This is a genomic window from Salarchaeum japonicum (assembly GCF_049705945.1).
Lineage (GTDB): Archaea > Halobacteriota > Halobacteria > Halobacteriales > Halobacteriaceae > Salarchaeum > Salarchaeum japonicum_A.
Window position 1 is genome coordinate 393,235 of the sequence record NZ_JBNAMV010000004.1, and the last position, 20,576, is coordinate 413,810.

Annotated in this window: 28 protein-coding genes; 13 read left to right on the plus strand and 15 right to left on the minus strand. The window is 68.1% G+C overall.

The window, feature by feature from the left end:
* Window positions 1-26: 26 nt before the first annotated feature.
* Genes ACOZ4O_RS03700 through ACOZ4O_RS03710 form a run of 3 tightly spaced genes read right to left on the minus strand, consistent with a single transcriptional unit; the run spans window position 27 to window position 3,442 of the window.
* Window positions 27-500 carry a DUF456 family protein gene (locus tag ACOZ4O_RS03700; protein WP_424523966.1) on the minus strand — a complete coding sequence of 158 codons (474 nt, stop codon included), beginning with the start codon at window positions 498-500 and terminating at the stop codon, window positions 27-29.
* Window positions 500-2,674, minus strand: coding sequence for a tRNA(Met) cytidine acetyltransferase TmcA (tmcA, locus tag ACOZ4O_RS03705; protein ID WP_424523967.1), 2,175 nt, complete (start codon window positions 2,672-2,674; stop codon window positions 500-502). Before tmcA ends, ACOZ4O_RS03700 begins: the two co-directional genes overlap by 1 nt.
* Window positions 2,675-2,713: 39 nt before the next feature.
* Complete coding sequence (locus tag ACOZ4O_RS03710) at window positions 2,714-3,442, minus strand: hypothetical protein (RefSeq protein WP_424523968.1); 729 nt, start codon at window positions 3,440-3,442, stop codon at window positions 2,714-2,716.
* A gap of 224 nt (window positions 3,443-3,666) precedes the next feature.
* On the opposite strand from ACOZ4O_RS03710, the gene rpl7ae reads away from it, so the two are divergent.
* The 6 genes from rpl7ae (at window position 3,667) to ACOZ4O_RS03740 (ending at window position 7,674) form a co-directional block, all read left to right on the plus strand.
* Complete coding sequence (gene rpl7ae, locus ACOZ4O_RS03715) at window positions 3,667-4,029, plus strand: 50S ribosomal protein L7Ae (RefSeq protein WP_424523969.1); 363 nt, start codon at window positions 3,667-3,669, stop codon at window positions 4,027-4,029.
* A 6-nt stretch (window positions 4,030-4,035) separates the two neighbouring features.
* Window positions 4,036-4,260 carry a 30S ribosomal protein S28e gene (locus ACOZ4O_RS03720; RefSeq protein WP_330991379.1) on the plus strand — a complete coding sequence of 75 codons (225 nt, stop codon included), beginning with the start codon at window positions 4,036-4,038 and terminating at the stop codon, window positions 4,258-4,260.
* On the plus strand, window positions 4,260-4,454 hold the full coding sequence (locus ACOZ4O_RS03725) for a 50S ribosomal protein L24e (protein WP_424523970.1): 195 nt from the start codon (window positions 4,260-4,262) through the stop codon (window positions 4,452-4,454). Before ACOZ4O_RS03720 ends, ACOZ4O_RS03725 begins: the two co-directional genes overlap by 1 nt.
* Window positions 4,451-4,933, plus strand: a complete 483-nt coding sequence (gene ndk / locus ACOZ4O_RS03730) for a nucleoside-diphosphate kinase (protein WP_424523971.1) — start codon at window positions 4,451-4,453, stop codon at window positions 4,931-4,933. Before ACOZ4O_RS03725 ends, ndk begins: the two co-directional genes overlap by 4 nt.
* A 63-nt stretch (window positions 4,934-4,996) precedes the next feature.
* Window positions 4,997-7,354 carry a penicillin acylase family protein gene (locus ACOZ4O_RS03735; RefSeq protein ID WP_424523972.1) on the plus strand — a complete coding sequence of 786 codons (2,358 nt, stop codon included), beginning with the start codon at window positions 4,997-4,999 and terminating at the stop codon, window positions 7,352-7,354.
* Window positions 7,351-7,674 carry a hypothetical protein gene (locus ACOZ4O_RS03740; protein WP_424523973.1) on the plus strand — a complete coding sequence of 108 codons (324 nt, stop codon included), beginning with the start codon at window positions 7,351-7,353 and terminating at the stop codon, window positions 7,672-7,674. The genes ACOZ4O_RS03735 and ACOZ4O_RS03740 overlap by 4 nt, the downstream gene beginning before the upstream one ends.
* Before the next feature lie 39 nt (window positions 7,675-7,713).
* On the opposite strand, the gene ACOZ4O_RS03745 is transcribed toward ACOZ4O_RS03740, so the two are convergent.
* The 9 genes from ACOZ4O_RS03745 to ACOZ4O_RS03785 are packed head-to-tail and all read right to left on the minus strand — an operon-like array spanning window position 7,714 to window position 13,978.
* Complete coding sequence (locus ACOZ4O_RS03745; RefSeq protein ID WP_424523974.1) at window positions 7,714-8,763, minus strand: methionine synthase; 1,050 nt, start codon at window positions 8,761-8,763, stop codon at window positions 7,714-7,716.
* Entirely contained in the window at window positions 8,756-9,745 is a 990-nt protein-coding gene (locus tag ACOZ4O_RS03750) for a 5-methyltetrahydropteroyltriglutamate--homocysteine methyltransferase (protein WP_424523975.1), read from the minus strand. The genes ACOZ4O_RS03745 and ACOZ4O_RS03750 overlap by 8 nt, the downstream gene beginning before the upstream one ends.
* 47 nt (window positions 9,746-9,792) lie before the next feature.
* Window positions 9,793-10,149, minus strand: a complete 357-nt coding sequence (locus tag ACOZ4O_RS03755) for a hypothetical protein (protein WP_424523976.1) — start codon at window positions 10,147-10,149, stop codon at window positions 9,793-9,795.
* 31 nt (window positions 10,150-10,180) lie between these two features.
* Complete coding sequence (locus ACOZ4O_RS03760) at window positions 10,181-10,753, minus strand: HemK2/MTQ2 family protein methyltransferase (protein ID WP_424523977.1); 573 nt, start codon at window positions 10,751-10,753, stop codon at window positions 10,181-10,183.
* Window positions 10,746-11,858: a mechanosensitive ion channel family protein gene (locus ACOZ4O_RS03765; protein ID WP_424523978.1), complete on the minus strand. Its 1,113-nt coding sequence runs from the start codon at window positions 11,856-11,858 to the stop codon at window positions 10,746-10,748. The genes ACOZ4O_RS03760 and ACOZ4O_RS03765 overlap by 8 nt, the downstream gene beginning before the upstream one ends.
* A complete protein-coding gene (locus ACOZ4O_RS03770) occupies window positions 11,855-12,688 on the minus strand; it encodes a 16S ribosomal RNA methyltransferase A (protein ID WP_424523979.1) in 834 nt (277 codons plus the stop codon). Before ACOZ4O_RS03770 ends, ACOZ4O_RS03765 begins: the two co-directional genes overlap by 4 nt.
* Window positions 12,689-12,712: 24 nt before the next feature.
* Window positions 12,713-13,282, minus strand: a complete 570-nt coding sequence (locus ACOZ4O_RS03775; RefSeq protein WP_424523980.1) for a DUF655 domain-containing protein — start codon at window positions 13,280-13,282, stop codon at window positions 12,713-12,715.
* A 41-nt stretch (window positions 13,283-13,323) separates the two neighbouring features.
* Complete coding sequence (locus ACOZ4O_RS03780; protein ID WP_424523981.1) at window positions 13,324-13,680, minus strand: RNA polymerase Rpb4 family protein; 357 nt, start codon at window positions 13,678-13,680, stop codon at window positions 13,324-13,326.
* Between the two features lies 1 nt (window position 13,681).
* Window positions 13,682-13,978 carry a 50S ribosomal protein L21e gene (locus ACOZ4O_RS03785; RefSeq protein ID WP_424523982.1) on the minus strand — a complete coding sequence of 99 codons (297 nt, stop codon included), beginning with the start codon at window positions 13,976-13,978 and terminating at the stop codon, window positions 13,682-13,684.
* 123 nt (window positions 13,979-14,101) lie between these two features.
* On the opposite strand from ACOZ4O_RS03785, the gene ACOZ4O_RS03790 reads away from it, so the two are divergent.
* Complete coding sequence (locus tag ACOZ4O_RS03790; protein WP_424523983.1) at window positions 14,102-15,262, plus strand: cystathionine gamma-synthase; 1,161 nt, start codon at window positions 14,102-14,104, stop codon at window positions 15,260-15,262.
* A 59-nt stretch (window positions 15,263-15,321) separates the two neighbouring features.
* Window positions 15,322-16,005, plus strand: a complete 684-nt coding sequence (locus ACOZ4O_RS03795; protein ID WP_424523984.1) for a hypothetical protein — start codon at window positions 15,322-15,324, stop codon at window positions 16,003-16,005.
* 36 nt (window positions 16,006-16,041) lie between these two features.
* On the opposite strand, the gene ACOZ4O_RS03800 is transcribed toward ACOZ4O_RS03795, so the two are convergent.
* The 3 genes from ACOZ4O_RS03800 to ACOZ4O_RS03810 are packed head-to-tail and all read right to left on the minus strand — an operon-like array spanning window position 16,042 to window position 17,100.
* Window positions 16,042-16,308 carry an elongation factor 1-beta gene (locus ACOZ4O_RS03800; protein WP_330991396.1) on the minus strand — a complete coding sequence of 89 codons (267 nt, stop codon included), beginning with the start codon at window positions 16,306-16,308 and terminating at the stop codon, window positions 16,042-16,044.
* A gap of 2 nt (window positions 16,309-16,310) precedes the next feature.
* Window positions 16,311-16,490 carry an HVO_2753 family zinc finger protein gene (locus tag ACOZ4O_RS03805; RefSeq protein WP_145846749.1) on the minus strand — a complete coding sequence of 60 codons (180 nt, stop codon included), beginning with the start codon at window positions 16,488-16,490 and terminating at the stop codon, window positions 16,311-16,313.
* 46 nt (window positions 16,491-16,536) lie between these two features.
* Entirely contained in the window at window positions 16,537-17,100 is a 564-nt protein-coding gene (locus ACOZ4O_RS03810; protein ID WP_424523985.1) for a DUF2391 family protein, read from the minus strand.
* A 74-nt stretch (window positions 17,101-17,174) separates the two neighbouring features.
* Here ACOZ4O_RS03810 and ACOZ4O_RS03815 point away from each other — a divergent pair, with 74 nt between their 5' ends.
* The 5 genes from ACOZ4O_RS03815 to ACOZ4O_RS03835 all read left to right on the plus strand — a co-directional run bounded on the left by ACOZ4O_RS03815 (window position 17,175) and on the right by ACOZ4O_RS03835 (window position 20,555).
* Window positions 17,175-17,384 (plus strand): DUF2196 domain-containing protein, encoded by a 210-nt coding sequence (locus ACOZ4O_RS03815; RefSeq protein ID WP_424523986.1) that lies wholly within the window; start codon window positions 17,175-17,177, stop codon window positions 17,382-17,384.
* Between the two features lie 43 nt (window positions 17,385-17,427).
* Complete coding sequence (locus tag ACOZ4O_RS03820) at window positions 17,428-18,258, plus strand: NOP5/NOP56 family protein (protein ID WP_424523987.1); 831 nt, start codon at window positions 17,428-17,430, stop codon at window positions 18,256-18,258.
* Window positions 18,255-18,890, plus strand: coding sequence for a fibrillarin-like rRNA/tRNA 2'-O-methyltransferase (locus ACOZ4O_RS03825; protein WP_424523988.1), 636 nt, complete (start codon window positions 18,255-18,257; stop codon window positions 18,888-18,890). Before ACOZ4O_RS03820 ends, ACOZ4O_RS03825 begins: the two co-directional genes overlap by 4 nt.
* 71 nt (window positions 18,891-18,961) lie before the next feature.
* Entirely contained in the window at window positions 18,962-20,032 is a 1,071-nt protein-coding gene (locus ACOZ4O_RS03830; RefSeq protein WP_424523989.1) for a glutamate--cysteine ligase, read from the plus strand.
* A 49-nt stretch (window positions 20,033-20,081) separates the two neighbouring features.
* Entirely contained in the window at window positions 20,082-20,555 is a 474-nt protein-coding gene (locus ACOZ4O_RS03835) for a helix-turn-helix domain-containing protein (RefSeq protein WP_424523990.1), read from the plus strand.
* Window positions 20,556-20,576: the final 21 nt, after the last annotated feature.

Sequence of the window (20,576 nt, forward strand, 5' to 3'; positions counted from 1 at the left end):
TCGGTCACTCGGGATAAAAGCCGAGTTCAGAGGAAGTGGACGGCGAGGAGTATCGCGAACATCGCGCCGGTGAGGAGGAGTTGGGCGAGCGCGGACGCGAGGACGCCTGCGGTGGCGTACGCGGCTGTTTTTACGCTGTCGGCGCGGTCGCCGTGCCGGTAGTATTCGAGGACGAAGACGGTGCCGGCGATACCGAGGATGATGCCGATAGGGCCGCCGAGCGGGAGTAGGAGGAGGCCGACGACCGCGGCGACGAGCGTGGTTCGGATGGACGCGCCGCCGGCGGTCGCGCCGAGCGCGCCGCCGAACCAGTCGACGAGCGTCGCTACGAGGCCGAGGACGACGAGCACGGCGAGCGCGAGCGGGCCGGGTTCGCCGACGTGCCACCAGTAGACGAGGGCGCCGGCGAGGCTGGTGAGGCCGCTTGGGAGGAGCGGGAGGATGCTGCCGACCATGCCGAGCGCGAGCAGGGCGAACGCGAGCAGGACGAGCGCGTCCATCAGTCGTACCTCCGGGCTTCGGCGTGGGCGGCGGGCGTGCCGTACTCGTCGACGAGCGGTTCGAGCGCGCTTCCGAGCGCGCGCATGCACTGGCCGGTGGAGTGGTAGTCGAGGGCGTCCGCGACCGCGTCCCAGTCCTCGGTCTGGAGGAGTTTCCGGACGAGCAGGCGCTCCTCCCGTTCGGTGAGGATGTCGGGATGCGGGCCGGTGAGGTGGTGGGCGGCGAGCGCGCGGAACGGCGCGGGGTCGGCGGCGTAGAGTCCGGGACCGTACGAGGCGCCGACGACGACCCGCCACTGGTGGTCGGTAAGCGAGAGGGCGGGCGGGGCGTCCGCGGCGGCGAGGCAGGCGCGCGCCACGTCCGCGTCGAGGTCGGTCAGGGCGTCCCCGAACACGCCCGGAACCCGGTCCGCGAACCAGCCGGCGTGGTGGTCGTGGACCGCCTCGCCATCCTCGCTGAGCGGGTCGAGCATGATGGCGGAGTACTCGCCGCTCGTGTCGTTCCGCGTGGTGGAGACGTGGACGGTGTCGAAGCCGTTCGCGTCCCAGAACGAGACGAGTCCGGGGGTCGCGCCGTAGCCGACGCCGAACCAGTCGAGGGCGCCCGCGATTTCGCGCCGGATTCGGTCGAGGAGGTGGCTGCCGAATCCGCGGGAGCGGGCGGCGTGGTGGGTGGCGATGCGCATCACACGCCAGCCGACGGGGACGGCGGCGTCCTCGTCGCGGAGTTGGCTCGTTAGCACGTCGGGAATCATGTTCCCGAGGATGCGGCCGCCCGCGTACATCTCCGCGCGTGTGTCGGCGTCGAGACCGCCCTCGCGGGCGAGAAGGGCGACGGAGACGACGTGGCCGTCGTGGCGGAGCGCGCGCACGCGGAGGTTCGGGGCGTCGAGGAGGCGCGCGAGGTCGTTCGGCTCCGTTCGGTAGTGCGCGTAAACGAGCAGGCCGAACGCCTCGCTCAGCAGCGTTTCGTCGGCGAGCAGGTCGTCGCTCGACAGCACGTCGTAAGTCGCGTTGGCTGGGTTCGCGTCCGCGACGAGCGGGTCGACGGGCGGGCGGGCGTCGAGCAGGAGCGCGCGGAACGCCCACACCTCGATGGGGTCGCCGGCGGCGTACCGGATGGGGTCAGTCATCCGCGATTCGGTGACGGCGAGGTCGCTGTCGGCGAGTCGGTCGTGAAATCGCACGTCGAACCCGCGGCCAGCGCCTTCGTAGCCGTGAATCGTCGTGGTGAACGCGACGCGGTCGGCGTCGAGGAAGGCTTCGAGGAGGCGGACGGGAAGCGCCGCGGCCTCGTCCACGAACACGGCGTCGGGGTCGCCCGGCAGTTCCGCGGCGTCCGGCGGTTTCTCGAACCGGAGACCGTCGCAGCCGAGTTCTTCGGCTCGCTCGAACAGTTCGCTCGCGCTCCGCTTCCGGGGAGCGGTGACGAGCACGTCGAGACCGGCGGCGGCGAGGCAGGCGGCGGCGATGCCCGCGGCGCTCGACTTCCCGCGGCCGCGGTCGGCCTCCACGACGACCGCCTCGTCCGGCTCGCGGAGCGCTTCGAGCGCGTGGACGGCGTCCACTTGGTCTTGCGTGCGGCAGGCGTCGTACGCTCGGTCCGGGAACGCGTGGTCGGCCGGCGGTTCGGGCGGCGGCGAGCGGATGCGTGGCGCGGGATGGGTGCGGCCGTCGCGTTCGAGCGTGTCCGCGTCCGCGTCGTAGATGCCGATTCCGGGATGCGCGCGGAGCGTCTGGACGAGTCGCCGGCGGAAGTTCCCGGCCACGTCCGCGAGCGAGAACGGCGGCACAGCCAGTCCCTCGTCGAACTCCTCGCGCACGTGCGGCCAGTCGTCGAGGGCGGGCGCGAGCAAGAGGAGGAGGCCGCCGCCGTCCACCGCGCCGGCGATGCGGCCGAGCGCGTTCGGACGGCACTCATCGTGCGCGTCGTACACGACCGCTGTTCGCGTCGTGCCGAGCAGTTCGTCCGAGTCCCGGGGGCGGATGCGCTCGCAGTCGAGGCGACCGACGGTCCCGAGGTGCGTGGTCGCGTCGCGCGGCACGTCGGCGGCGTCGAGCGCGGCGTCCGCGGCGTTCAAGCACGCGTCGCGGGACCCGGTAAGTACGAGCATGCGGCGTTCGTTCACGGCCGTCGCCTCCTCGCGGAGCGCGGCGGCGACCTCACGAACCATTAGCCGGATTTCGTCGGGCGCGTGGAAGGCAGTTTCGCCCTACGCGTCGGCCGATGCGGCGTCGGTGGGGAGCTGCTGGTAGGCGGCGACGAGCACGCCGTTCCCGAACACGGTGATGAATGCGGAGCCGAGGTCCGTGAACACGAAGTCGAACGCGGACGCGCCGAACACGGTCGCGGGAATCGAGACGGCGAGGTCGACGGCGAGTGCGATGACGACGAACGCGACGCCGAGGAGGAACGTTCGAAAGCGGTGGCCGGAGGTGCGTCGCCACGCGGAGCGGAGGGATTGGATGAAGTTCTCGTCCTCGACCGCGACGAACACGGGCCAGATGAAGAGCGCGGCGAGGAGGTAGAAGCCGGGGAGGACGAGCGCGGCGAACCCGAGACCCACAACGACAGCGAACACGAGGCCTCCGACGAAGACGTTGGCGAACGCCCAGACTCCCCGCTGGGTGAACGCGTCGGTCGGGAGGCGTTCAGTCTCGCCGCTCGCGAACACGCGGAGCGTGGCAATCGTGACGAGGAGACCGGCGACGCCGGCGAGGAGCGCGATGACTGCGTCGACGAGCGGCGAGACTTCGATGGCCGCGGTCGAGTTCACGACGACCTCCTCGCCGCCCGGAACGGTGAACGTGAACGTCGCCGTGGTTCCGAACGCCGACTCGATGAGGACCAGTGCGTAGACGATACCGACGAGCAGGAGTCCGTTTCGCTGCCGCACCCTGTCGAACCCGGTCGAGAGCGCGTCCCCGATGGAAAAATTCACACAAAATAGCTATCGATGAAATACTTAAAGACAGTGGATATGGGATGCGCATCGGGGACACTCGCCCGGACGGACCGCAGCCGTGGACGGCTTTGAAAGCGCTTTTAAGCATAGGAACCCCACGGTAGTAGTACAGCCAGTGGGGGTCGATGATGCTCCTAGCCGTTAGGGATTGACCCGGCAGGGGAGCGCAAGCCCGCCACGGCAACTAGGTGAACACAACTATGCCAGTGTACGTTAACTACGATGTCCCAGCGGACCTCCAGGAACGAGCCCTCGAAGCCCTCGAAGTGGCTCGCGACACCGGGAGTGTGAAGAAAGGTACGAACGAGACCACGAAGTCCATCGAGCGCGGGAACGCCGACCTCGTCTTCGTCGCGGAAGACGTCTCCCCCGAGGAGATCGTCCTCCACATCCCCGAAATCGCCGACGAGAAAGGAATCCCGTACGTGTTCGTCGACACGCAGGACGAACTCGGTAACGCCGCCGGTCTCGAAGTCGGCTCCGCCGCCGCGGCCGTCGTGGACGCCGGCGACGCCGACGAGGATGTCGAAGACATCTCGGCGAAAGTCGAGGAACTCAAGTAATAACTCATGAGCGCGGAAGAACCAGCAAGCGACTCCACGTCCGCCGAAGTCATCGAGGTCGTCGGGAAGACCGGGATGCACGGCGAGGCGATGCAAGTGAAGTGCCGGATCCAGGAGGGGTCGAACCAGGGCCGCATCATCACGCGGAACTGCCTCGGTCCCGTCCGGGTCGGCGACGTCATTCAGCTTCGCGAGACGGCTCGCGAGGCTGACCCCATCGGAGGTCAATAATGCCCGAGACACGAGAATGCGACTACTGCGGTAGCGACATCGAACCCGGAACGGGGACGATGTTCGTCTACAACAACGGCACCGCCGTCCACTTCTGCTCGTCGAAGTGCGAGAAGAACGCGGACCTCGGTCGCGAGCCGCGCGACCTCGAGTGGACCGAAGAAGGGCAGGCGCAGGGCGGGGAGAACGAATGAGCCACCACGACGAGCGGACGTTCGTGATGGTGAAGCCCGACGGCGTTCAGCGCGGCCTCATCGGCGACATCGTCGGCCGCCTGGAGGACAAGGGCTTGAAGATGGTCGGCGGGAAGTTCATGCAGATCGACGAGGAGCTCGCGCACGAACACTACGCCGAGCACGAGGACAAGCCGTTCTTCGACGGTCTCGTCGAGTTCATCACGTCCGGTCCCGTCTTCGCGATGGTCTGGGAAGGCGCGGACGCGACCCGGCAGGTCCGGCAGATGATGGGCGCGACGGACGCACAGGAGGCCGCTCCCGGCACCATCCGCGGTGACTACGGGAACGACCTCGGCCACAACCTCATCCACGGGAGCGACCACGAGGACGAGGGCGCGAACGAGCGCGAAATCAGCTTGTTCTTCGACGAGGACGAGCTCGTCGACTGGGACCTCGCCACCACGCAGTGGGTGTACGAGGACGCCGACGACCACTAAACGCGAAGGAACTCCCCGCGAGTTCTCTCCCCTTTTATCGTATCAGGTAGCCTAGGCCTGACTATGGATAGCGAGTTGACTCGTCGCGGGCTTATCGCGGCCATCGTCGGCGGTGGCGCGGCGGCGGGCGCGATGTCGCCCGTGTCGAGCTATCTCCGGCGGTTCGCGCCGCTCTCGGGGCGGGCGTGGGCGGACGCCACGGACCGGACGAACGACACCGTGCGAAGCCCGTACGGTCCGGCGTCCGTCGCGTACGACGACGAGTACGGCGTCCCGACCATTGAGGCGGACGACGAGCGCGCGCTCTACTTCGCCACCGGGTACGTGCACGGCGCGAACCGGCTGTTCCAGCTCGACCTGCAGCGCCGCCAGATGCGCGGCCAGTTGAGCGAAGTCGTCGGGGAGGCGACGCTCTCCTCGGACGAGTTCCATCGACGAATGGACTTCGCGCGCGCCGCCGACGCGACCTGGGACGAGCTCGCCGATTCGGAGACGGCCGACCTCGTGGAGGCGTACGCGGACGGCGTGAACGCCTGCATCGAGAACGAACCGCTGCCCGTGGAGTTCGGGCTGCTGGACTACGAGCCCGCGGCGTGGACGCCCCAGGACACGGTGCTGATGGAGAAACAGATCGCGTGGCAGCTCACGGGGAGTTTCGAGACGCTGCGGAACGCGGCGGCCGCGGACGCGCTCGGCACGGAGACATCGAGCGACCTCTACCCGTATCGGCTGGACCACGACGCCCCAATCCTCCGCGATACCGACGGTGGACGACCGGATGCCGTCCGCGAGAACTCGATGCGGACGCCGAGCGGTGACGCACGCGGCCTCGCGCGGTGGCTGTCGGGGTTCGAGAGCCCGCCCGGAATCGGGTCGAACTCGTGGGTGGTCTCGGGCGACCTCACGGAGTCGGGGCGGCCGCTCGTCGCGAACGACCCCCACCTCTCCCTGATGGCTCCGCCCGTGTGGTTCGAGCAGGTGCTGGACGCGCCCGACTACACCGTCCGGGGCGTGACGTTCCCGGGCGTGCCGTTCGTCGTCATCGGCGAGAACGACCACGGCGCGTGGGGGTTCACGAACGTCGGCGCGGACGTCATGGACTTCTACGAGTACGAGACGCGCCCCGGCGAGTACCGATACCGGGGCGAGTGGGAGGCGTTCGAGACGGAGGAGGTGACGATTCCGGTCGCGGACGCGCCCGACGAGACCATCACCCGGCGGACGACCCGACACGGCCCCTTCCTCGAACGCGAGGGGTACAGCGTCGCCGTCGCGTGGACGGGCCTCACCGCCACCCGCACGACGGACGCCATCTACGACTTCAACCGCAGCACCGGCCTCTCGGACGTGCTCGCGGCGACCGAACTGTTCGACGAACCGACGCAGAACCTCGTGTACGCCGACGCCGACGGGAACACCCTCTACTACGCGACGGGCCAGATTCCGATTCGGACGATAGACGGCGAGGAAGTCCGGGGAGACCAGCTATTCGACGGCTCCGCGGGCGAGGGCGAGTGGGCGGGGTTCACGCCGTACGGCACGACCGACTGGAGTCAGGGGTTCGTGCCGTTCGACGAGAAACCCGGCGTCGTGAACCCCGCGTACGTCGGGACGGCGAACCAGCGCGTCACCGACACGCCCGAGCACTACCTCGCGGAGTCCTACTCCGACCCGTACAGAGGAATCCGCATCTACGAGCGGTTGGATGAGCGCGTGCAGTCGGACGACCCGGTGACGTTCGAGTTCGCACAGGACCTCCACGACGACGCGTACGACGGCCGCAGCGCCCTCGCCGGCCCGCTCGCGGACGCAATCTCTGACGACTATCCGGGGTACGCGAGCGCGCTCCGCGACTGGGACGGCGAGATGGTGCGGGGCTCGACGGCGGCGCTCGCGTTCGCGCTCTGGTTCGACGAATACAAACGGGAACTGTTCGACCCTCGCTTCGAGGGGGGCGGCCTGGACGACGCCTACTATCCCCGGGACTGGGTGGTACAGCACCTCGACCCGGACGGCGAGTGGTTCGCGGAGCGCTCGCGCGCGGCCGTGATGCGCGCGGCGTTCGACGCCGCCGTCGAAACCATCGACGCCGAGGGCTACGAGACGTACGGCGACTACAACACGACCGAGGCCATCACGCACCCGTTCGGTCAGTCGTTCCTGAACTACCCGAGCTATCCGACGGACGGCTCCCGGGCGACCGTGAACAACTACGCGGTGGAGCGCCCCACCGGGAGCAGTTGGCGGATGGTGTGCGAACCCGGCGGCCGGTCGGTCGGCGTGATTCCGGGCGGGAACGACGGCGAGGTGTGGAGCGACCACTACAGCGACCAGCTCGAGATGTGGGCGGACACCGAGTACAAGCCGCTGCCCGTCACGCCGGGAGAGACGAGCATTCGGTTCGTGGAGGGCGAGCGATGAACACCGCGTGGCGCGCGAACCCCCGCGCGAACCTCGTGTGGTTTCTCGCGGGCGTCGCGGTCGCAGTAGTGCTCGGCCAGCTTTCCTGGATAGGGTTCCTCGCCGGCGGCGCAATCGCGGGGTTCGGCCAGCGCTCGCTCCGACGCGGCGTGTTCGCGGGCTTCCTCCTCGGCGTCGCGTCGCTCGGCGTGTTCGTCGGATTGCTCGCGGGCCACGGCGCGCTCTCGGTCGCGCTCGGCACCGGTCAGGTGCTGTACGTCGCGCTCGCGATACCGCTCGCGTACGCGACGCTCGGCGGTCTCGTTCGCGGCATCCGATAACAGTCGAACGGCCGGCAAAAAGTCGCCTAGTGCGGCGGTTTACTCGGCGTCCGGGGTGATTTCGCCGGTGTCGAGTTTCGCCTCGACGTTCCGGGCGGCGGTGACGAGGTTCTCCATCTTCCCGTACGCGACCTCGCGCGGCAGGAGTTTCACGCCGCAGTCCGGGCTGACCGTGAGCCGTTCGGGCGGCACGACTTCGAGGCCTTTCTGGATGTTCTCCTCGATCTGTTCGACGGACTCCACCTCGGCGACGTGCGCGTCCACGACGCCGAGCGCGAGGTCCTTCGTGAACTCGGGGTCTTTGAACACGTCGAGTTGGTCGTAGTCGCCGTTCGCGAGTTCGAGGTCGAGCTCGTCGACGGGATAGTCGAGGAGTTCGGGGTAGATGCGGGAGTAGTCGCCGTAGCAGACGTGGAGGCCGATGCGCACGTCGTCGGGAATGCCGGAGACGATGCGTTCGAGGCACTCGCCGACGATGGCGTGGTCGTCGGGCGTCGTCGCGAGCGCGGGTTCGTCGATCTGGATGTAGCGCGCGCCGGCAGCGACGAGTTTCTCGATCTCCTCGTTCACGAGGTCAGCGAGGTCGTATGCGAGAGCTTCCTCGTCCTCGTAGGCCTCGTTAAAACTCCAGGACGCGAGCGTGTACGGACCCGTGATGGGGACTTTGACCGGGCGGTCGGCGACGTCCGCGGTGAACTCGTACTCGGAGACGAGCCAGGACTCGTCGTACTCGACCTCGTCGGTGACGCTGGGTTTGTCGAAGTAGTTGTGTCCCCAGACCTTGACAGGACCATTGAATTCGTAGCCGTCGATGCGGTGCGCGAAGAACTCCACCATCTCGTTGCGCCGCATCTCGCCGTCCACGATGACGTCGAGGCCGGCGCGCTCGTGTTCGTTCGTGATGAGGCGGCTGGCGTCGTCCTGGGCTTCCCGCCAATCGTCGTCGTCGAACTCGCTCTCCGGGTCCTCGTGGAGGTCGCGCGCACGATTCAGCCACGAGGGCTTCGGGTAGGACCCGACGACCGTGGTGAGGAGGAAGTGGTCGTTCTCGTGGCCGGGCGGCCGGAACTGCTCGCGGTTCTCACTCATCCGCGTCACCTCCGAGCGCGCCGAGCGCGCGAAGTTTCGCCTGGAACTTGTTCACGGGCAGGTAGAACAACTCGGTGTTGGGGGTGGCGTACACGGTGTCGAACTCGCTGACGGGAATCTGGCTCTCGAACCACTCGATTCGCTCCTCGATGGTGTCGGGGGATTCGACGAGCGTGTTCTGGCCGTCCACGACGCCGAGGCTCACGGAGTCGAGCGTGCCGTACTCTTGGACGAGGTAGGTGGCGTCGTCGTGTGCGGTGACGAGGTCGTAGCCGAGCGCCGACACCTGGGTGTCGAGGAGGTGCGCGTGGAGTTTCTCGCCGTACGTCCCCCAGTAGGACTGCACGACGACTTCGGCGTCCGTCGCGGCGGCGACTGCGTCGATGGCGGCGGCGACGCGTTCGTCCTCGCCGTCGTCGAGCGAGTCGGTTGCGAGGCTGGGTTCGAGGACGAACACGGTCTCCACGGCGTCCGGGAAGGCCTCGACTTCGCCGGCGAGGAAGTCGCCGACTGCGGCGAGGAACTCCTGGGAACTCCCGTAGTGTTCGTCGGTCGCGAGTCGGGAGAGCGAGTAGGGACCGGGGACGACGGCCTGGAGGGCGTCGGTGCGCCCGCTCGCTTTTTCGAGGTCGCGGGCGAGGTCGCCGCTGTGGGTGAGGTCGCCGGTGACGACGGGGTCGCGGTAGAAGTTGTTGTTGTCGTAGTACCGGACGATGCCCTCGGTGCGGACGTTCTCGTGGACGGCGAGCGGGTGGGCGAGCATGTCGTCCCAGCGCGCCTGGCCCTCGACGGCGCGGTCGAGGCCGGCGTCCGTCTGCCGGGTGAGGAGGTCGTCGCGCGCTTCGTCGTAGACGGCCTCGATGTCGGCGGATTCGTCCCCGGACACGAGGTCTTCTTTCTGGTGGCCTTTGAGGTCGGCGAGGCGTTCCCGTGCGTCGTCCGGCAGCGGGAACAGCCCGAGTGTCGTGCTGACGACTGTCATCTACTCCGAACTACGCCATACCTTTGTTTAATATTTTCCTTCTAAATTTATTCTTCGTGGTTATCCAGCGCGTGGCGGCTCCGACTGAGGTAGCGCAACGCGATGAGCGAGTCAACCACGGGCACGAAAATCCCCGGGACGGCCGCCATCGCGTACACCTCGCCGTCGAACGTCCCCTCGGTCGCGTCGTAGACGGCGTGTGAGTCCGCGCGAATCGCTATCGGGAGGAGGAGTCGGACGGCGAGCGCGACGAACAGGAACGGCGCGGCGAGCACCGCGAGCGCCGTCAGCGACACGCCCGTCCGCGCGACCACGGCGACGAGAAACAGCGCGAGCGTGGCCTCGATGGCCGTGACGGCGGGCATCGCGTACACCGCGTACCGCCACTTCGACCCTCCGGACATACATAGTGAGAGGGCGGCCGGGAAGTAAGAGCTACCGGACGAGTTTCAGGACGGTGAGCGTCTCGAACGGGAAAGACTCGTCGCGGAGCGCGACCGCGGAGAACCCGCGGTCGGCGGCGTACTCGACAACTTCGTCGACCCCGGTGAGCGTGCTGACGAGCAGGAGAACGCACCCGTCCGAGGCGAGCACCCGCACCACGTCGTCGAGGAACGCCTCCACGACCTCCCGGCCGGTCTCGCCGCCGGTGAGCGCGACCTCCATCCAGTCGCCGCGCTCGGCCACGGGGTCCTCCGGGAGGTACGGCGGATTGAACACCACGGCGTCGAACGCGGCGTCGCGGAACGGCGCGACGAGGTCCGCGCGGACGACGGGAACGCCGCGCTCGCGGGCTTGCTGGCACGCGTGCGGATTCAAGTCGGACGCGACCACCTCGACGCCCGCGTCTTGGACGCGTTCGGCGACGACGCCCGACCCCGTGCCGACCTCCAGCACGCGCGCGTCCGCGGCGAGTTCGTCCACCGCCACGTCCGCGAGCAACATCGAGTCCTCCGCCGGCTGATACACCTCGGTCTCGACGCCGCGGCGGTCCGCGAGGTCACTCACCGCCCTCACCCGAAGGCCCGTACTCGTCGGGGATGCGGACGCCCGTCCCGTCGTCGCGCGCGCTGAGTTCGCGCTGCGGGAACGGGATGGTGATTCCCTCCTCGCGGAACGCCTCGTGGACCTGCGAGATGACCGCGGTCTGCGCGCGCCACTTCCGGCGCGCGCTCGGCTTGTCGATCCAGAACCGCAGGTCGAGCACGACCGCGGAGTCCCCGAACTCCGTGAGCACGACCTGCGGCTGGGGCACCGTCAGCACGTCGTCGATGTCCTTCAGCGTCTCCTCCGCGACCTCGATGGCGCGGTCCACGTCCGTCGTGTAGTCCACGCCCACCTCGACGTGGAGGCGGAGTCGGCCCTTCCGCGAGCGGTTCACGACCTCCTCGGACCCGACGTAGTCGTTCGGGAGCATCACGTACTCGCCGTCGAACGTCTGGATGCGCGTGTTCACGATGGTGATGTCCGTGACGATACCGTCGTTGTCCCCGATTTTCACCCAGTCGCCGATTTCGAACGGGCGCGCGAACATCAACACGAACCCCGCGATGACTGCGCCGAGGGTCTGCCGGGCGGCCATGCCGAACACGATACCCGCGAAGCCCGCGCCGATGAGGAGGCCGGAGAGGTTCACCTGCCAGACGCCGAGCGCGGTGATGAGCGCGCCGATGTAGAGCGTTATCTGGAGGAGTCGGAACGTGATTTCGGCCTGGTGGTCGGTGATGTTCTCGCGCTCCGCGACGAACTCGTCTACGCGGCCGTCCAGGAACTCCGTGAAGACGTACGCGCCCACGAGCAAGCCGATGGTGACGAGGAGTCGGACGCCGAGTTCCGCGCGGTCGGTCACGGCCTGCACTGCGTCCACCGCGAGCGGGTGCGCGCCCCAGAGCACGAGAAAGGCCTCCGCGGCGAGCGCGAGAAACGCGAGCGCGAGCAGGCCGAGGAGCACGTCCACGACGCGGTCGCTCCGGTTCTCGCGCGCGTTGGACGCGAACCGCCCGGCCACCCGCCAGCCGAGAACGAGTACGACGAGGACGGCCGCGGAGAGCACCGCGCGTTCCGCCGGCCCGAGCGCCTGCACGGCCTCGGTCAGTTCCGTGAGCGCCTTCACGAGGGGTCACCGTGGTCGTACGCGACGCTCGCGACCGCCGCGAACCGCCGCGGGTCCAATTTCTCCGGGCGCGCGGAGAGCAAGTCCTCGTCCAGCGCGTCCACGACGGCGTCCGGGTCGCCGAGCCCCGAGATGTGCGCGGTGTTCCGAATCGCGTTCCGCATCGTCTTCCGGCGCTGCGTGAACACGGCCTTCACGAAGTCGAGGAAGAACGCCTCGTCCGGCACCTCGTAGTCCGGCGCGCGCGGCGTCACCCGCACGATGGCGCTCTCCACGCGTGGCTGCGGGTCGAACGCTTCCTTCGGCACGATTTCGACGATTTCCACGTCCGCGTAGTGCTGGGCGGCCACGGAGAGCCGGCCGTACTCGCTCGTGTCCGCGTCCGCCGCCATCCGCTCCGCGAACTCCCGCTGGTACATCAACACCGCCGGCTTTCCGTCCGGGAGCAGGCGGAACGTGAGTTCGCTCGACGCGCTGTAGGGAAGGTTCGAGACGCAGCACGTGTACTCGGGGAGGTCGACGTCGAGCGCGTCGCCCTCGACGACGGTGAGGTCGCCGCGTTCGATGGCGGACGCGAACTCCTCGCGCACGAACGCCGCGAGGTCCGGGTCGCGCTCGATAGCGGTCACGCGGTCCGCGGCGTCGAGCAAGCGGTCAGTCAACGCACCCGTGCCCGCGCCGATTTCGAGGACGTGCGACCGGTCGAACTCGCTCGCATAGCTGGGGATGCGGTCGAGCACGCGGTCGTCCACGAGGAAGTGCTGGTCGAAGTCGGGGTTCCCGCGGCCCGCACGCCGAATCAGGGCGTCCGGGTTCCGGTACTCGGTCATACTCGTAGTACTCGCAGGTGGCCCTTACTCTCTCCGGACGAACAATCGGTACTTCACGTCGTCCGGGTTCTGGAGTTCCTCCGTGATTCGCTCGACAACCGTTTCCTTCGGGCTGTGGAGACCGGAAACGCGGTCTTCCAGGTCGTCGAAGCTCTCGAAGGGGCCGTGTCGCTTGCGCTCGTCCAGGACGTTGTCCCGGAGTTTATCCCCGATGCCGGGGAGGAGGTTGAGCTGGTGGAGGCGCAGCGAGAGCGGTTGTGCGTCGTTGAAGAAGTCCACGTAGCGCTCCTCGTGCGCCTCGACGAGTTCCTCCACGACGTAGTCGAGTTCGGAACGCGCGCCGTCAGTGAGGGCCTCGTAGTCCACGGTGTGCCCGCGTTCGATACCCGCGTCGAAGTCAGGCGTCACCTGTACGTAGTCGCCGATGGAGATATCGGCGTCCTCGCGCAGGCTGAGTTCGTAGAGAGTGAAATCGTCCACGGCGACCGCGTACGCGAGCGGGGACCCGCTGTACGCTCCGCCGTTACTTCGGCCGTGATGGAGGACATCGAGCACGACCGCCTCCGACATCTCGTCGCTAGCAGCGTCGCTCATACTCGCCCTAGAACCACGCGATACTTAAAAAGTCGGACGCGTTACGCGTACTTCGCGACGATGTCCAGCACGTCGTCGAGTTCGTCGCCGGAGAGCGCGTATCGCTCCTGCGCGAACACCGCGCGGAGTTCGTCCCGACTCCGCGGCAGGAGGTCCGCGACCTTGAACGCCGCCTGCGCTTCGAGCGTGTCGAGGTCGAGGAGTTCCTCGACGAGTTCTCGGGACTCCTCGGCCTCCAGCACCGCGAACCGGTTCGTGTGCTCGACGGCGCGCGCGAGTTCGTACCGGAGTTCCCGGTCCTCGTCGGCGGCGCGCTCGGCCTCGATGTCCTCGAGGAGGGACTTCGCCTCCGACGTGGTGAGGAACTCCTCGTCGAGCGTCTCCTTGAAGATGGTCATGCTAGTTCTGCGTCTGCGCGCGGAGGTGCGCGGGGTACGCGAGCACGATCTTCTCCTTGCCGTTGTCGTTGATCTTGACCTTGTAGGAGCGACCCTGCTCGCCGACGACCTCGCCGGTGAGGCCGCTGAAGCGCGCGTGGAACCGACCGTTCGGCGTGGACGGGTCGATCTTCAGGTGGACTTTCTGGCCCTCGTCGAACTCGGCGACGGAGCGCTGCGGCGGCGACGTGCCGCGCTCTCGGGGCTTGTTGGAGAGTTTCTTCCGCGTGCTGTTGAGGGGTCCGTTGGAACTCGGCATAGTCGTATGCAGGTTCGTACTTCCGTCGGAGTTATAAAACGCACGCTACGCGTTCGCGTCGGAGACGCCGGCAGTCTCGGGTGGGAGGGACAGGCCTAACACGAACTCACCCCATCCATCGGTATGGACGACGACGAGCGATTCGAGACGCGCGCCATCCACGCCGGACAGGAACCCGACGAGGAGACGGGTGCGTTGATGACGCCCATCTACGCGAACTCCACGTACGAACAGTCCGCGCCCGGCGAGCACACCGGCTACGAGTACAGCAGAACCGGGAATCCGACGCGGACCGACCTCGAGGACAACCTCGCGGCGCTCGAAGGCGGCGAGTACGGCCGCGCCTTCTCCTCCGGCATGGGCTCCATCAACACCGTGATGAACCTCCTTGACGCGGGCGACCACGTCGTCACGGGCGACGACGTCTACGGTGGGACGCACCGCCTGTTCACGCAGGTGTACGAGAAGTACGACGTGGAGTTCGACTTCGTGGACACCACCGACCACGACGCCGTCGCCGACGCGATGCAGGAGAACACGGCACTCCTCTGGGTCGAAACCCCGACGAACCCGCTGATGCGCGTGAACGACATCGACGCCCTGAGCGACATCGCACACGAACACGGCGCGCTCTGCGCGGTGGACAACACGTTCGCGACGCCCTACCTCCAGCGGCCGCTCGAACACGGCGCGGACATCGTCTCGCACTCCCTCACGAAGTACCTCGGCGGCCACAGCGACGTGGTCGGCGGGGCACTCATCACGGACGACGAGGAACTGGACGAGGAGTTCGGGTTCTACCAGAACTCGGTCGGCGCGACCCCCGGCCCCTTCGACGCCTTTCTCGTCCTCCGCGGGACGAAGACGCTGCCCGTGCGGATGGACCGTCACTGCGAGAACGCGAACGAACTCGCGCACTGGCTTGAGGCCCACGAGCACGTCGAGAACGTCTACTATCCCGGCCTCGAAAGCCACCGCCAACACGACCTCGCGGCCGAACAGATGGACGACTTCGGCGGAATGCTCTCCTTCGAACTCGACGCGAGCCTGGACGAGGCGAGCGAGTTCGTCTCCAGCACGGAGGTGTTCACGCTCGCGGAATCGCTCGGCGGCGTGGAGTCCCTCATCGAACAGCCGGCGGCGATGACGCACGCCGCCATCCCGAAGGAAGAGCGCGAGGCAGCGGGTCTCACCGACCCGCTCATCCGCGCGAGCGTCGGCATCGAGAACGTCGACGACCTCAAGGCCGACCTCGACCAGGCCATCACGAGCGCGCTCGATTAGGACAAACCGCTTTTTGACCCTCCGCGGGCTGTTTATCCCGGCAGTTCGTTCCGTCGAGTATGCAGCGACGCGCCCTCCTCACGACGCTCGGCGCGACAGTCGGCACGGCCGCGGTCGCCGGAAGCCTCGTCGACGCCGTCGGCAGCGACGACACGACCACCGACCCCAGGCCGGTCGAGACGCCCATCAATGGAACCACGACGGACGAGACGACGACCGACGGAACCACGGCCGACGGAACGCCGCCGGCAGGCGAGACGCGGTTCGTCGTCGAGAACGTGGAGGTCGACGCTCTCCCGGTCGGCGTGGACGCGGACGTGTCGGTGACCGAAACGGCGGACGCGACGACGAGACATCCCGCGACGGTCGAGGTCGCAGTGACGAACACGGCGGACGCCCCGCGGACGTGGCGGTTCGGCGCGGTCGTCCCGTGGTCCACGCTCTACGGCGACCGCGTGGACGACGACGCGACCGTCCTTCTCGCGCCCGGCGGCGCGGAGAACGAGGTCGTCCCGGAGCCGCCACAGAACGACGGATGCTGGCGCGCGACCGACGGCATCGCCACCATTCAAGTCGTGAACGAAGCCGAGTTCGCGCCCGGCGAAACCCGGAGCGAGACGTACGCGCTGCTCGGCGGTCCGGAGAGCGACTGTCTCACCGCCGCGACCTACCGGTTCGAGAAACCGAACTATCTCGGCCAGATCGACTGGGGATTCGAGGTGACGCTCGCGGACGCGGTGTAGCGACTACGACGGCGGAAAAACGGGAGAAGCGCGGACTTATATCCGGCCGACTTCGTCAACGTCGACGGATTCGACGTCGTCGACGTTACGGAACGCGTCCTCGACGGCTTCCGTGCCGCCTGCTTCGTCGGGGATGATGACGGTCGGGAAGAGCGCGATGAGGCCGAACGCGACGTCCTCGCGGTCCGTCCGCGAAATCTTCGCGCCCTCGGGGAGCGCGTCCTCGAGGCGGTCAGTGAGGTCGTCGAGGTCGACTTCGGGGCTCTGCGGCATGACCTTGATGCGGGCGGCGACCTTCCCCATCGTTACGGCCCCCGGAACCCGCAGTCAGGACACTCGTAGAGGTTGCTCTGCTTTCGGCACTTCGAGCAGCGGTAGATCTGCTGGCCACAGTCCGGGCACTTGAACGAGGCTGCGGTCGTGCCGGAGATGTTGATTCCGCAGGAGACGCACTTGCGCGCCTGCCGGGTCTCTGATTCGCTCATACTCGGGTTAGTCGCGGGAGCAGTTTTAACGGTTGTCCTTTCCGCGCTAGCTTCCGGGGAGGATGTCACCGAGTGCCGCGCCGATAGCCATCGGGAAGAACGCGGCGACGCACGCGCCGAGTGCGACGACGGGGTCGGCCCAGTCGACGCGCCCCCACGCGGTAAGGATGACGACGGCGGTTGCGGCGGAGATGCTGATAACGCCGATGAACCGCCGGGGAGCGAACCCAAGGAGAGGGTCCTTGATGCGGACGTCCTGGATGTCGGCGACGTAGAGGACGCCGTAGACGACGACGAGTGTCGCGGCGACGGTGCCGGCGAGGAAGACCGGCTGAGTAGCGAAGAACTCGCCGACCTCGGTGGTGCCGCCCTCGACGGCCATCGGGATGCCGAACAGGAGGCTGCCGAAGATTGTTTCGGCGATGTCGGCGGTGTCGTACCCGCGGATGACGTTCCCGAACGCGCCGCGGTCTTCGAGGTACGCGACCTCCTCCTCCACGTCCTCGGCGGCGTCGAGCGCGGCGGCCACCCGTTCGCGCGCGTCCTCGTCCACCGTGGCTTCGAGGGCTTCGAGTTCGTCGAACAGCTGGTCGAGTTCGCGCTCCGGCATGCGTTGGGCAAGGCGGGCGTTCGGTATGAATCTTGGCCGCCACGTTCTTTCCAGTGGCGTCGAACACTCCGGGTATGCCCGAGTATCCACACCCACGAAAGCTGGAGCGCGGGATGACTGTCGAAATCGAACAAGGCCACGACAAGGAGCCGATTCGCGGCGAGGTCGCGACCGTGCTCGGCAAGGCGGAGCCGAACGGCGCGGACGTGAAGCTGAAGTCCGGCGTGGAGGGCCGCGTGCGCCGCATCGTCCCCTCCGATGGCGGGCGCGAACAGCCGCGGTAAGCGAAGACGTAGGTTTTTACGCGGACGGCGTGCAGTCCAGTGTATGACGCAGGGATGGTTCGCGAGCGGTGACGCCGACGACGTGGGTGCGCTCTCGGCGAGCGTTCGCAAGGGGTCGGCGGACGCGCCCGCGGACTGGCCGAACGAGGCGGTATCGGCTGGGTTCGCGGAGAGCCCGGACGAGTACTACGACGCGCTCCACGCCGCGACGGTGGCGGCCGCGCGAACGGAGGTTCGGGAGCGCGAGCGCGCGAGCGACCAGCAGTTGGTGCACGCGGTCCGCGGCGTCGCGGACCTCACGGACACCGTGAACGAACTCGCGGAGCGCGTTGCCGAGTGGGCGGGAAGCCTGTTCGACGAGTCCGGGACGGGCGTCGAGTACGCTCGGGAGGTCGCGGCGCGCGACCCCGAGGACGTGACGGAGGAGCGCGTGGTGTCGCTCGCGGAGCGCGTGCGCGACCTGGCGAACGAGCGCGCGGACCTCGAAGCGTACGTGGAGGAGCAGGCGCGTGTGGTCGCGCCGAACCTCTCGATGCTCGCCGGGCCGACGCTCGCGGCGCAGCTCGTCGAGCAGGCGGGCGGCCTGGAGTCGCTCGCGAAGATGCCGTCCGGCACGGTGCAGGTGCTCGGAGCGGAGGACGCGCTGTTCGCGCACCTCCGCGGGCACGCGCCGTCCCCGAAGCACGGCGTCATCTACGTCCACGAGTACGTCCGTGGGACGCGCCCCGAAGAGCGCGGGTCGGCCGCGCGGGCGCTCGCCGGAAAGCTGAGCATCGCGGCGCGCATCGACCACTACGCGGGCGACCGGCGGCCCGAACTCGAGGACGAACTGGACGAGCGCATCGAGCGCATTCGCTCGCGGGGTGACGAATGAGTCTCCCCGACGGCGTCGAGCGGCGCGCGTTCGACGGAAACGAGGAGGAGTGGCTGGCGACCCGCGGCGAACCGGCCTACGGCGAACCCGTCGCGGACGGCTGGCGGCGCTGGAACCCGAACCGCTCGAAACTGGGCGCGATGTTCGAACACGAGATGGAGACGGGGCTCGCGGGCGGCGAGACGGTGCTCTACCTCGGTGCGGCGAACGGCACGACCGTGAGTCACGTCGCGGACTTCGCGGGACCGACGTATGCCGTGGAGTTCGCGCCCCGGCCCGTCCGCGACCTGCTCGACGTGGCCGAATCCCGGCCGCGGTTGTTCCCGCTCCTGAAGGACGCGCGGAAGCCGGCGACGTACGCGCACGTCGTCGAGGCGGACGTGGACGCCGTGGTGCAGGACGTGGCGACCCGCGGACAGGCGCGCGTCGCGACCGAGAACGCCGAGTTCCTCGCGGACGACGGCCGATTGGTCGCCGCGTTCAAGGCGCGCAGCGAGGACGTGACCCGTGACCCCGCGGACGTGTTCGACGACGTGCTCGCCGACCTCGAATCCGCCTATGAGGTCCTGGAGACCCAGCGCCTCGAACCCTATCACGCCGACCACCTCGGCGTGGTCGCGCGACCGAAGTAGGGCGTGGACGTGCGGCGGGTGCTCGCCGGCATCCGGGCTTATTTATTCGCGGCCGAAGAACGGACGAGCGAATGGTAACGGGTTCGCGGGACGCGTTCACGGAACTCGGGACGCTCGGCGTCGAGGAGGAGTTCTTCGTGGTCGACGAGTCGGGCGTACCGACCGCGGGGAGCGACCAGTTGGTGTACGACGGCGACCCGCCGGCGTTGCTCGACGACCGCCTCGACCACGAACTGTTCAAGTTCGTGGTGGAGACGCAGACGCCGCGCCTCGACGGCCTCGCGGACGCGAGCGACGCGATTCGGGATGTCCGTGAGGCGCTCGTGGAGTACGCGGAGTCGCACGGGCTCGGCATCGCGGCCGCCGGCCTGCATCCGGGCGCTCGGTGGCGCGAGCACGAGCACGCGGAGAAACCGCGGTATCGCTCGCAGTTGGAGCGCATCCAGTACCCACAGCACCGGAACACGACCGCGGGCCTCCACGTCCACGTCGGCGTGGACGACCCGGACAAGGCGGTGTGGGTGGCGAACGAGATCCGCTGGTACCTGCCCGTGATGCTCGCGTTATCCGCGAACTCGCCGTTCTGGAACGGGTTCGACACGGGGCTGGCGTCGGCGCGCGCGAAGGTCTTCGAGAACCTCCCGAACACGGGGATGCCAACCGCGTTCACGGACTACGACGCGTTCGAGGCGTACGAGCGCCGGATGGTCGAGGACGGGAGCATCGAGGACCGCGGCGAACTCTGGTTCGACGTGCGCCCGCACTCGGGCCACGGAACGGTCGAAATCCGCGCGCCGGACGGCCAGCACGACCCCGCGGTCGTGGAGGCGTTCGTGGAGTACACGCACGCGCTCGTCGTCGATTTCGCGGAGCGCTACGAGGACGGCGAACCGGGGACGGACGTTCGGCGGGAACTCCTGGACGAGAACAAGTGGCGGGCGCTTCGCCACGGACACGACGCGTCCTTCCTCGAACCCGCGGGCGGCGTCATCGAACTCGGGGAGGTCGTGGAGCGGGAGGCGGACCGACTCGGCGTCTCGGGCATCCGGGACGTGTACGACCGGGAGAGCGGGGCTGCGCGACAGCGACGCATCCGTGAGGAAGACGGTGCTGGCGCGCTCTACGACTCGATTCGGCTCTGAGCAAAGCGTTTTAATCGCTGGACGACTTTCGTCGGGCAAGAGGCGACACATGTCTGATTCAGAGGACAGCGAGGACGCCCGGAACGCCCGGGACCGAGCGAAGGCCGGATTCGACGACCGCGTGGTGAACATCCTCTCGTGGGTGCTCGACACGGAGACGCGTGCGAAGATCTACGTCTACCTCCGCCAGCACCCGAACAGCACGAGCGAGGAAATCGCGGAAGGCACCGGACTCTACCCGAGCACCGTCCGGGAGGCGCTCGCGGAGTTGAACGACGAGGACACCGTGGACCGGCGGAAGCGCGAGAGCGAGGGCGCGGGCAACAATCCCTACGAGTACACGGCGATCGCGCCGAGCGACCTCGTCGGCGGCGTCGTCGGGCGCGTGCAGGACGAACTGAACACCGTGTTCAACCTCGACACGTACCTCGGCGGCGACCAGGACGCGGCGGACGAGAACGAACCAGTGCACATCGAGGTAGAAGGGACGGAGGACGCGGAGCAGGAGAACCCCAACCGATAAACGCGCGCGGCGTTTCCCCCG

Coding starts and splice junctions, on each gene's coding strand:
- ACOZ4O_RS03745 (WP_424523974.1), bottom strand. CDS start 8,763: ATGAGTGAGAACCGCGAGCAGTTCCGGCCGCCCGGCCACGAGAACGAC.
- rpl7ae (WP_424523969.1), top strand. CDS start 3,667: ATGCCAGTGTACGTTAACTACGATGTCCCAGCGGACCTCCAGGAACGA.
- ACOZ4O_RS03750 (WP_424523975.1), bottom strand. CDS start 9,745: ATGACAGTCGTCAGCACGACACTCGGGCTGTTCCCGCTGCCGGACGAC.
- ACOZ4O_RS03720 (WP_330991379.1), top strand. CDS start 4,036: ATGAGCGCGGAAGAACCAGCAAGCGACTCCACGTCCGCCGAAGTCATC.
- ACOZ4O_RS03740 (WP_424523973.1), top strand. CDS start 7,351: ATGAACACCGCGTGGCGCGCGAACCCCCGCGCGAACCTCGTGTGGTTT.
- ACOZ4O_RS03700 (WP_424523966.1), bottom strand. CDS start 500: ATGGACGCGCTCGTCCTGCTCGCGTTCGCCCTGCTCGCGCTCGGCATG.
- ACOZ4O_RS03835 (WP_424523990.1), top strand. CDS start 20,082: ATGTCTGATTCAGAGGACAGCGAGGACGCCCGGAACGCCCGGGACCGA.
- ACOZ4O_RS03805 (WP_145846749.1), bottom strand. CDS start 16,490: ATGAGCGAATCAGAGACCCGGCAGGCGCGCAAGTGCGTCTCCTGCGGA.
- ACOZ4O_RS03815 (WP_424523986.1), top strand. CDS start 17,175: ATGCCCGAGTATCCACACCCACGAAAGCTGGAGCGCGGGATGACTGTC.
- ACOZ4O_RS03795 (WP_424523984.1), top strand. CDS start 15,322: ATGCAGCGACGCGCCCTCCTCACGACGCTCGGCGCGACAGTCGGCACG.
- ACOZ4O_RS03785 (WP_424523982.1), bottom strand. CDS start 13,978: ATGCCGAGTTCCAACGGACCCCTCAACAGCACGCGGAAGAAACTCTCC.
- ACOZ4O_RS03830 (WP_424523989.1), top strand. CDS start 18,962: ATGGTAACGGGTTCGCGGGACGCGTTCACGGAACTCGGGACGCTCGGC.
- ACOZ4O_RS03725 (WP_424523970.1), top strand. CDS start 4,260: ATGCCCGAGACACGAGAATGCGACTACTGCGGTAGCGACATCGAACCC.
- ACOZ4O_RS03755 (WP_424523976.1), bottom strand. CDS start 10,149: ATGTCCGGAGGGTCGAAGTGGCGGTACGCGGTGTACGCGATGCCCGCC.
- ACOZ4O_RS03825 (WP_424523988.1), top strand. CDS start 18,255: ATGAGTCTCCCCGACGGCGTCGAGCGGCGCGCGTTCGACGGAAACGAG.
- ACOZ4O_RS03810 (WP_424523985.1), bottom strand. CDS start 17,100: ATGCCGGAGCGCGAACTCGACCAGCTGTTCGACGAACTCGAAGCCCTC.
- ACOZ4O_RS03820 (WP_424523987.1), top strand. CDS start 17,428: ATGACGCAGGGATGGTTCGCGAGCGGTGACGCCGACGACGTGGGTGCG.
- ndk (WP_424523971.1), top strand. CDS start 4,451: ATGAGCCACCACGACGAGCGGACGTTCGTGATGGTGAAGCCCGACGGC.
- tmcA (WP_424523967.1), bottom strand. CDS start 2,674: ATGGTTCGTGAGGTCGCCGCCGCGCTCCGCGAGGAGGCGACGGCCGTG.
- ACOZ4O_RS03770 (WP_424523979.1), bottom strand. CDS start 12,688: ATGACCGAGTACCGGAACCCGGACGCCCTGATTCGGCGTGCGGGCCGC.
- ACOZ4O_RS03800 (WP_330991396.1), bottom strand. CDS start 16,308: ATGGGGAAGGTCGCCGCCCGCATCAAGGTCATGCCGCAGAGCCCCGAA.
- ACOZ4O_RS03790 (WP_424523983.1), top strand. CDS start 14,102: ATGGACGACGACGAGCGATTCGAGACGCGCGCCATCCACGCCGGACAG.
- ACOZ4O_RS03780 (WP_424523981.1), bottom strand. CDS start 13,680: ATGACCATCTTCAAGGAGACGCTCGACGAGGAGTTCCTCACCACGTCG.
- ACOZ4O_RS03775 (WP_424523980.1), bottom strand. CDS start 13,282: ATGAGCGACGCTGCTAGCGACGAGATGTCGGAGGCGGTCGTGCTCGAT.
- ACOZ4O_RS03735 (WP_424523972.1), top strand. CDS start 4,997: ATGGATAGCGAGTTGACTCGTCGCGGGCTTATCGCGGCCATCGTCGGC.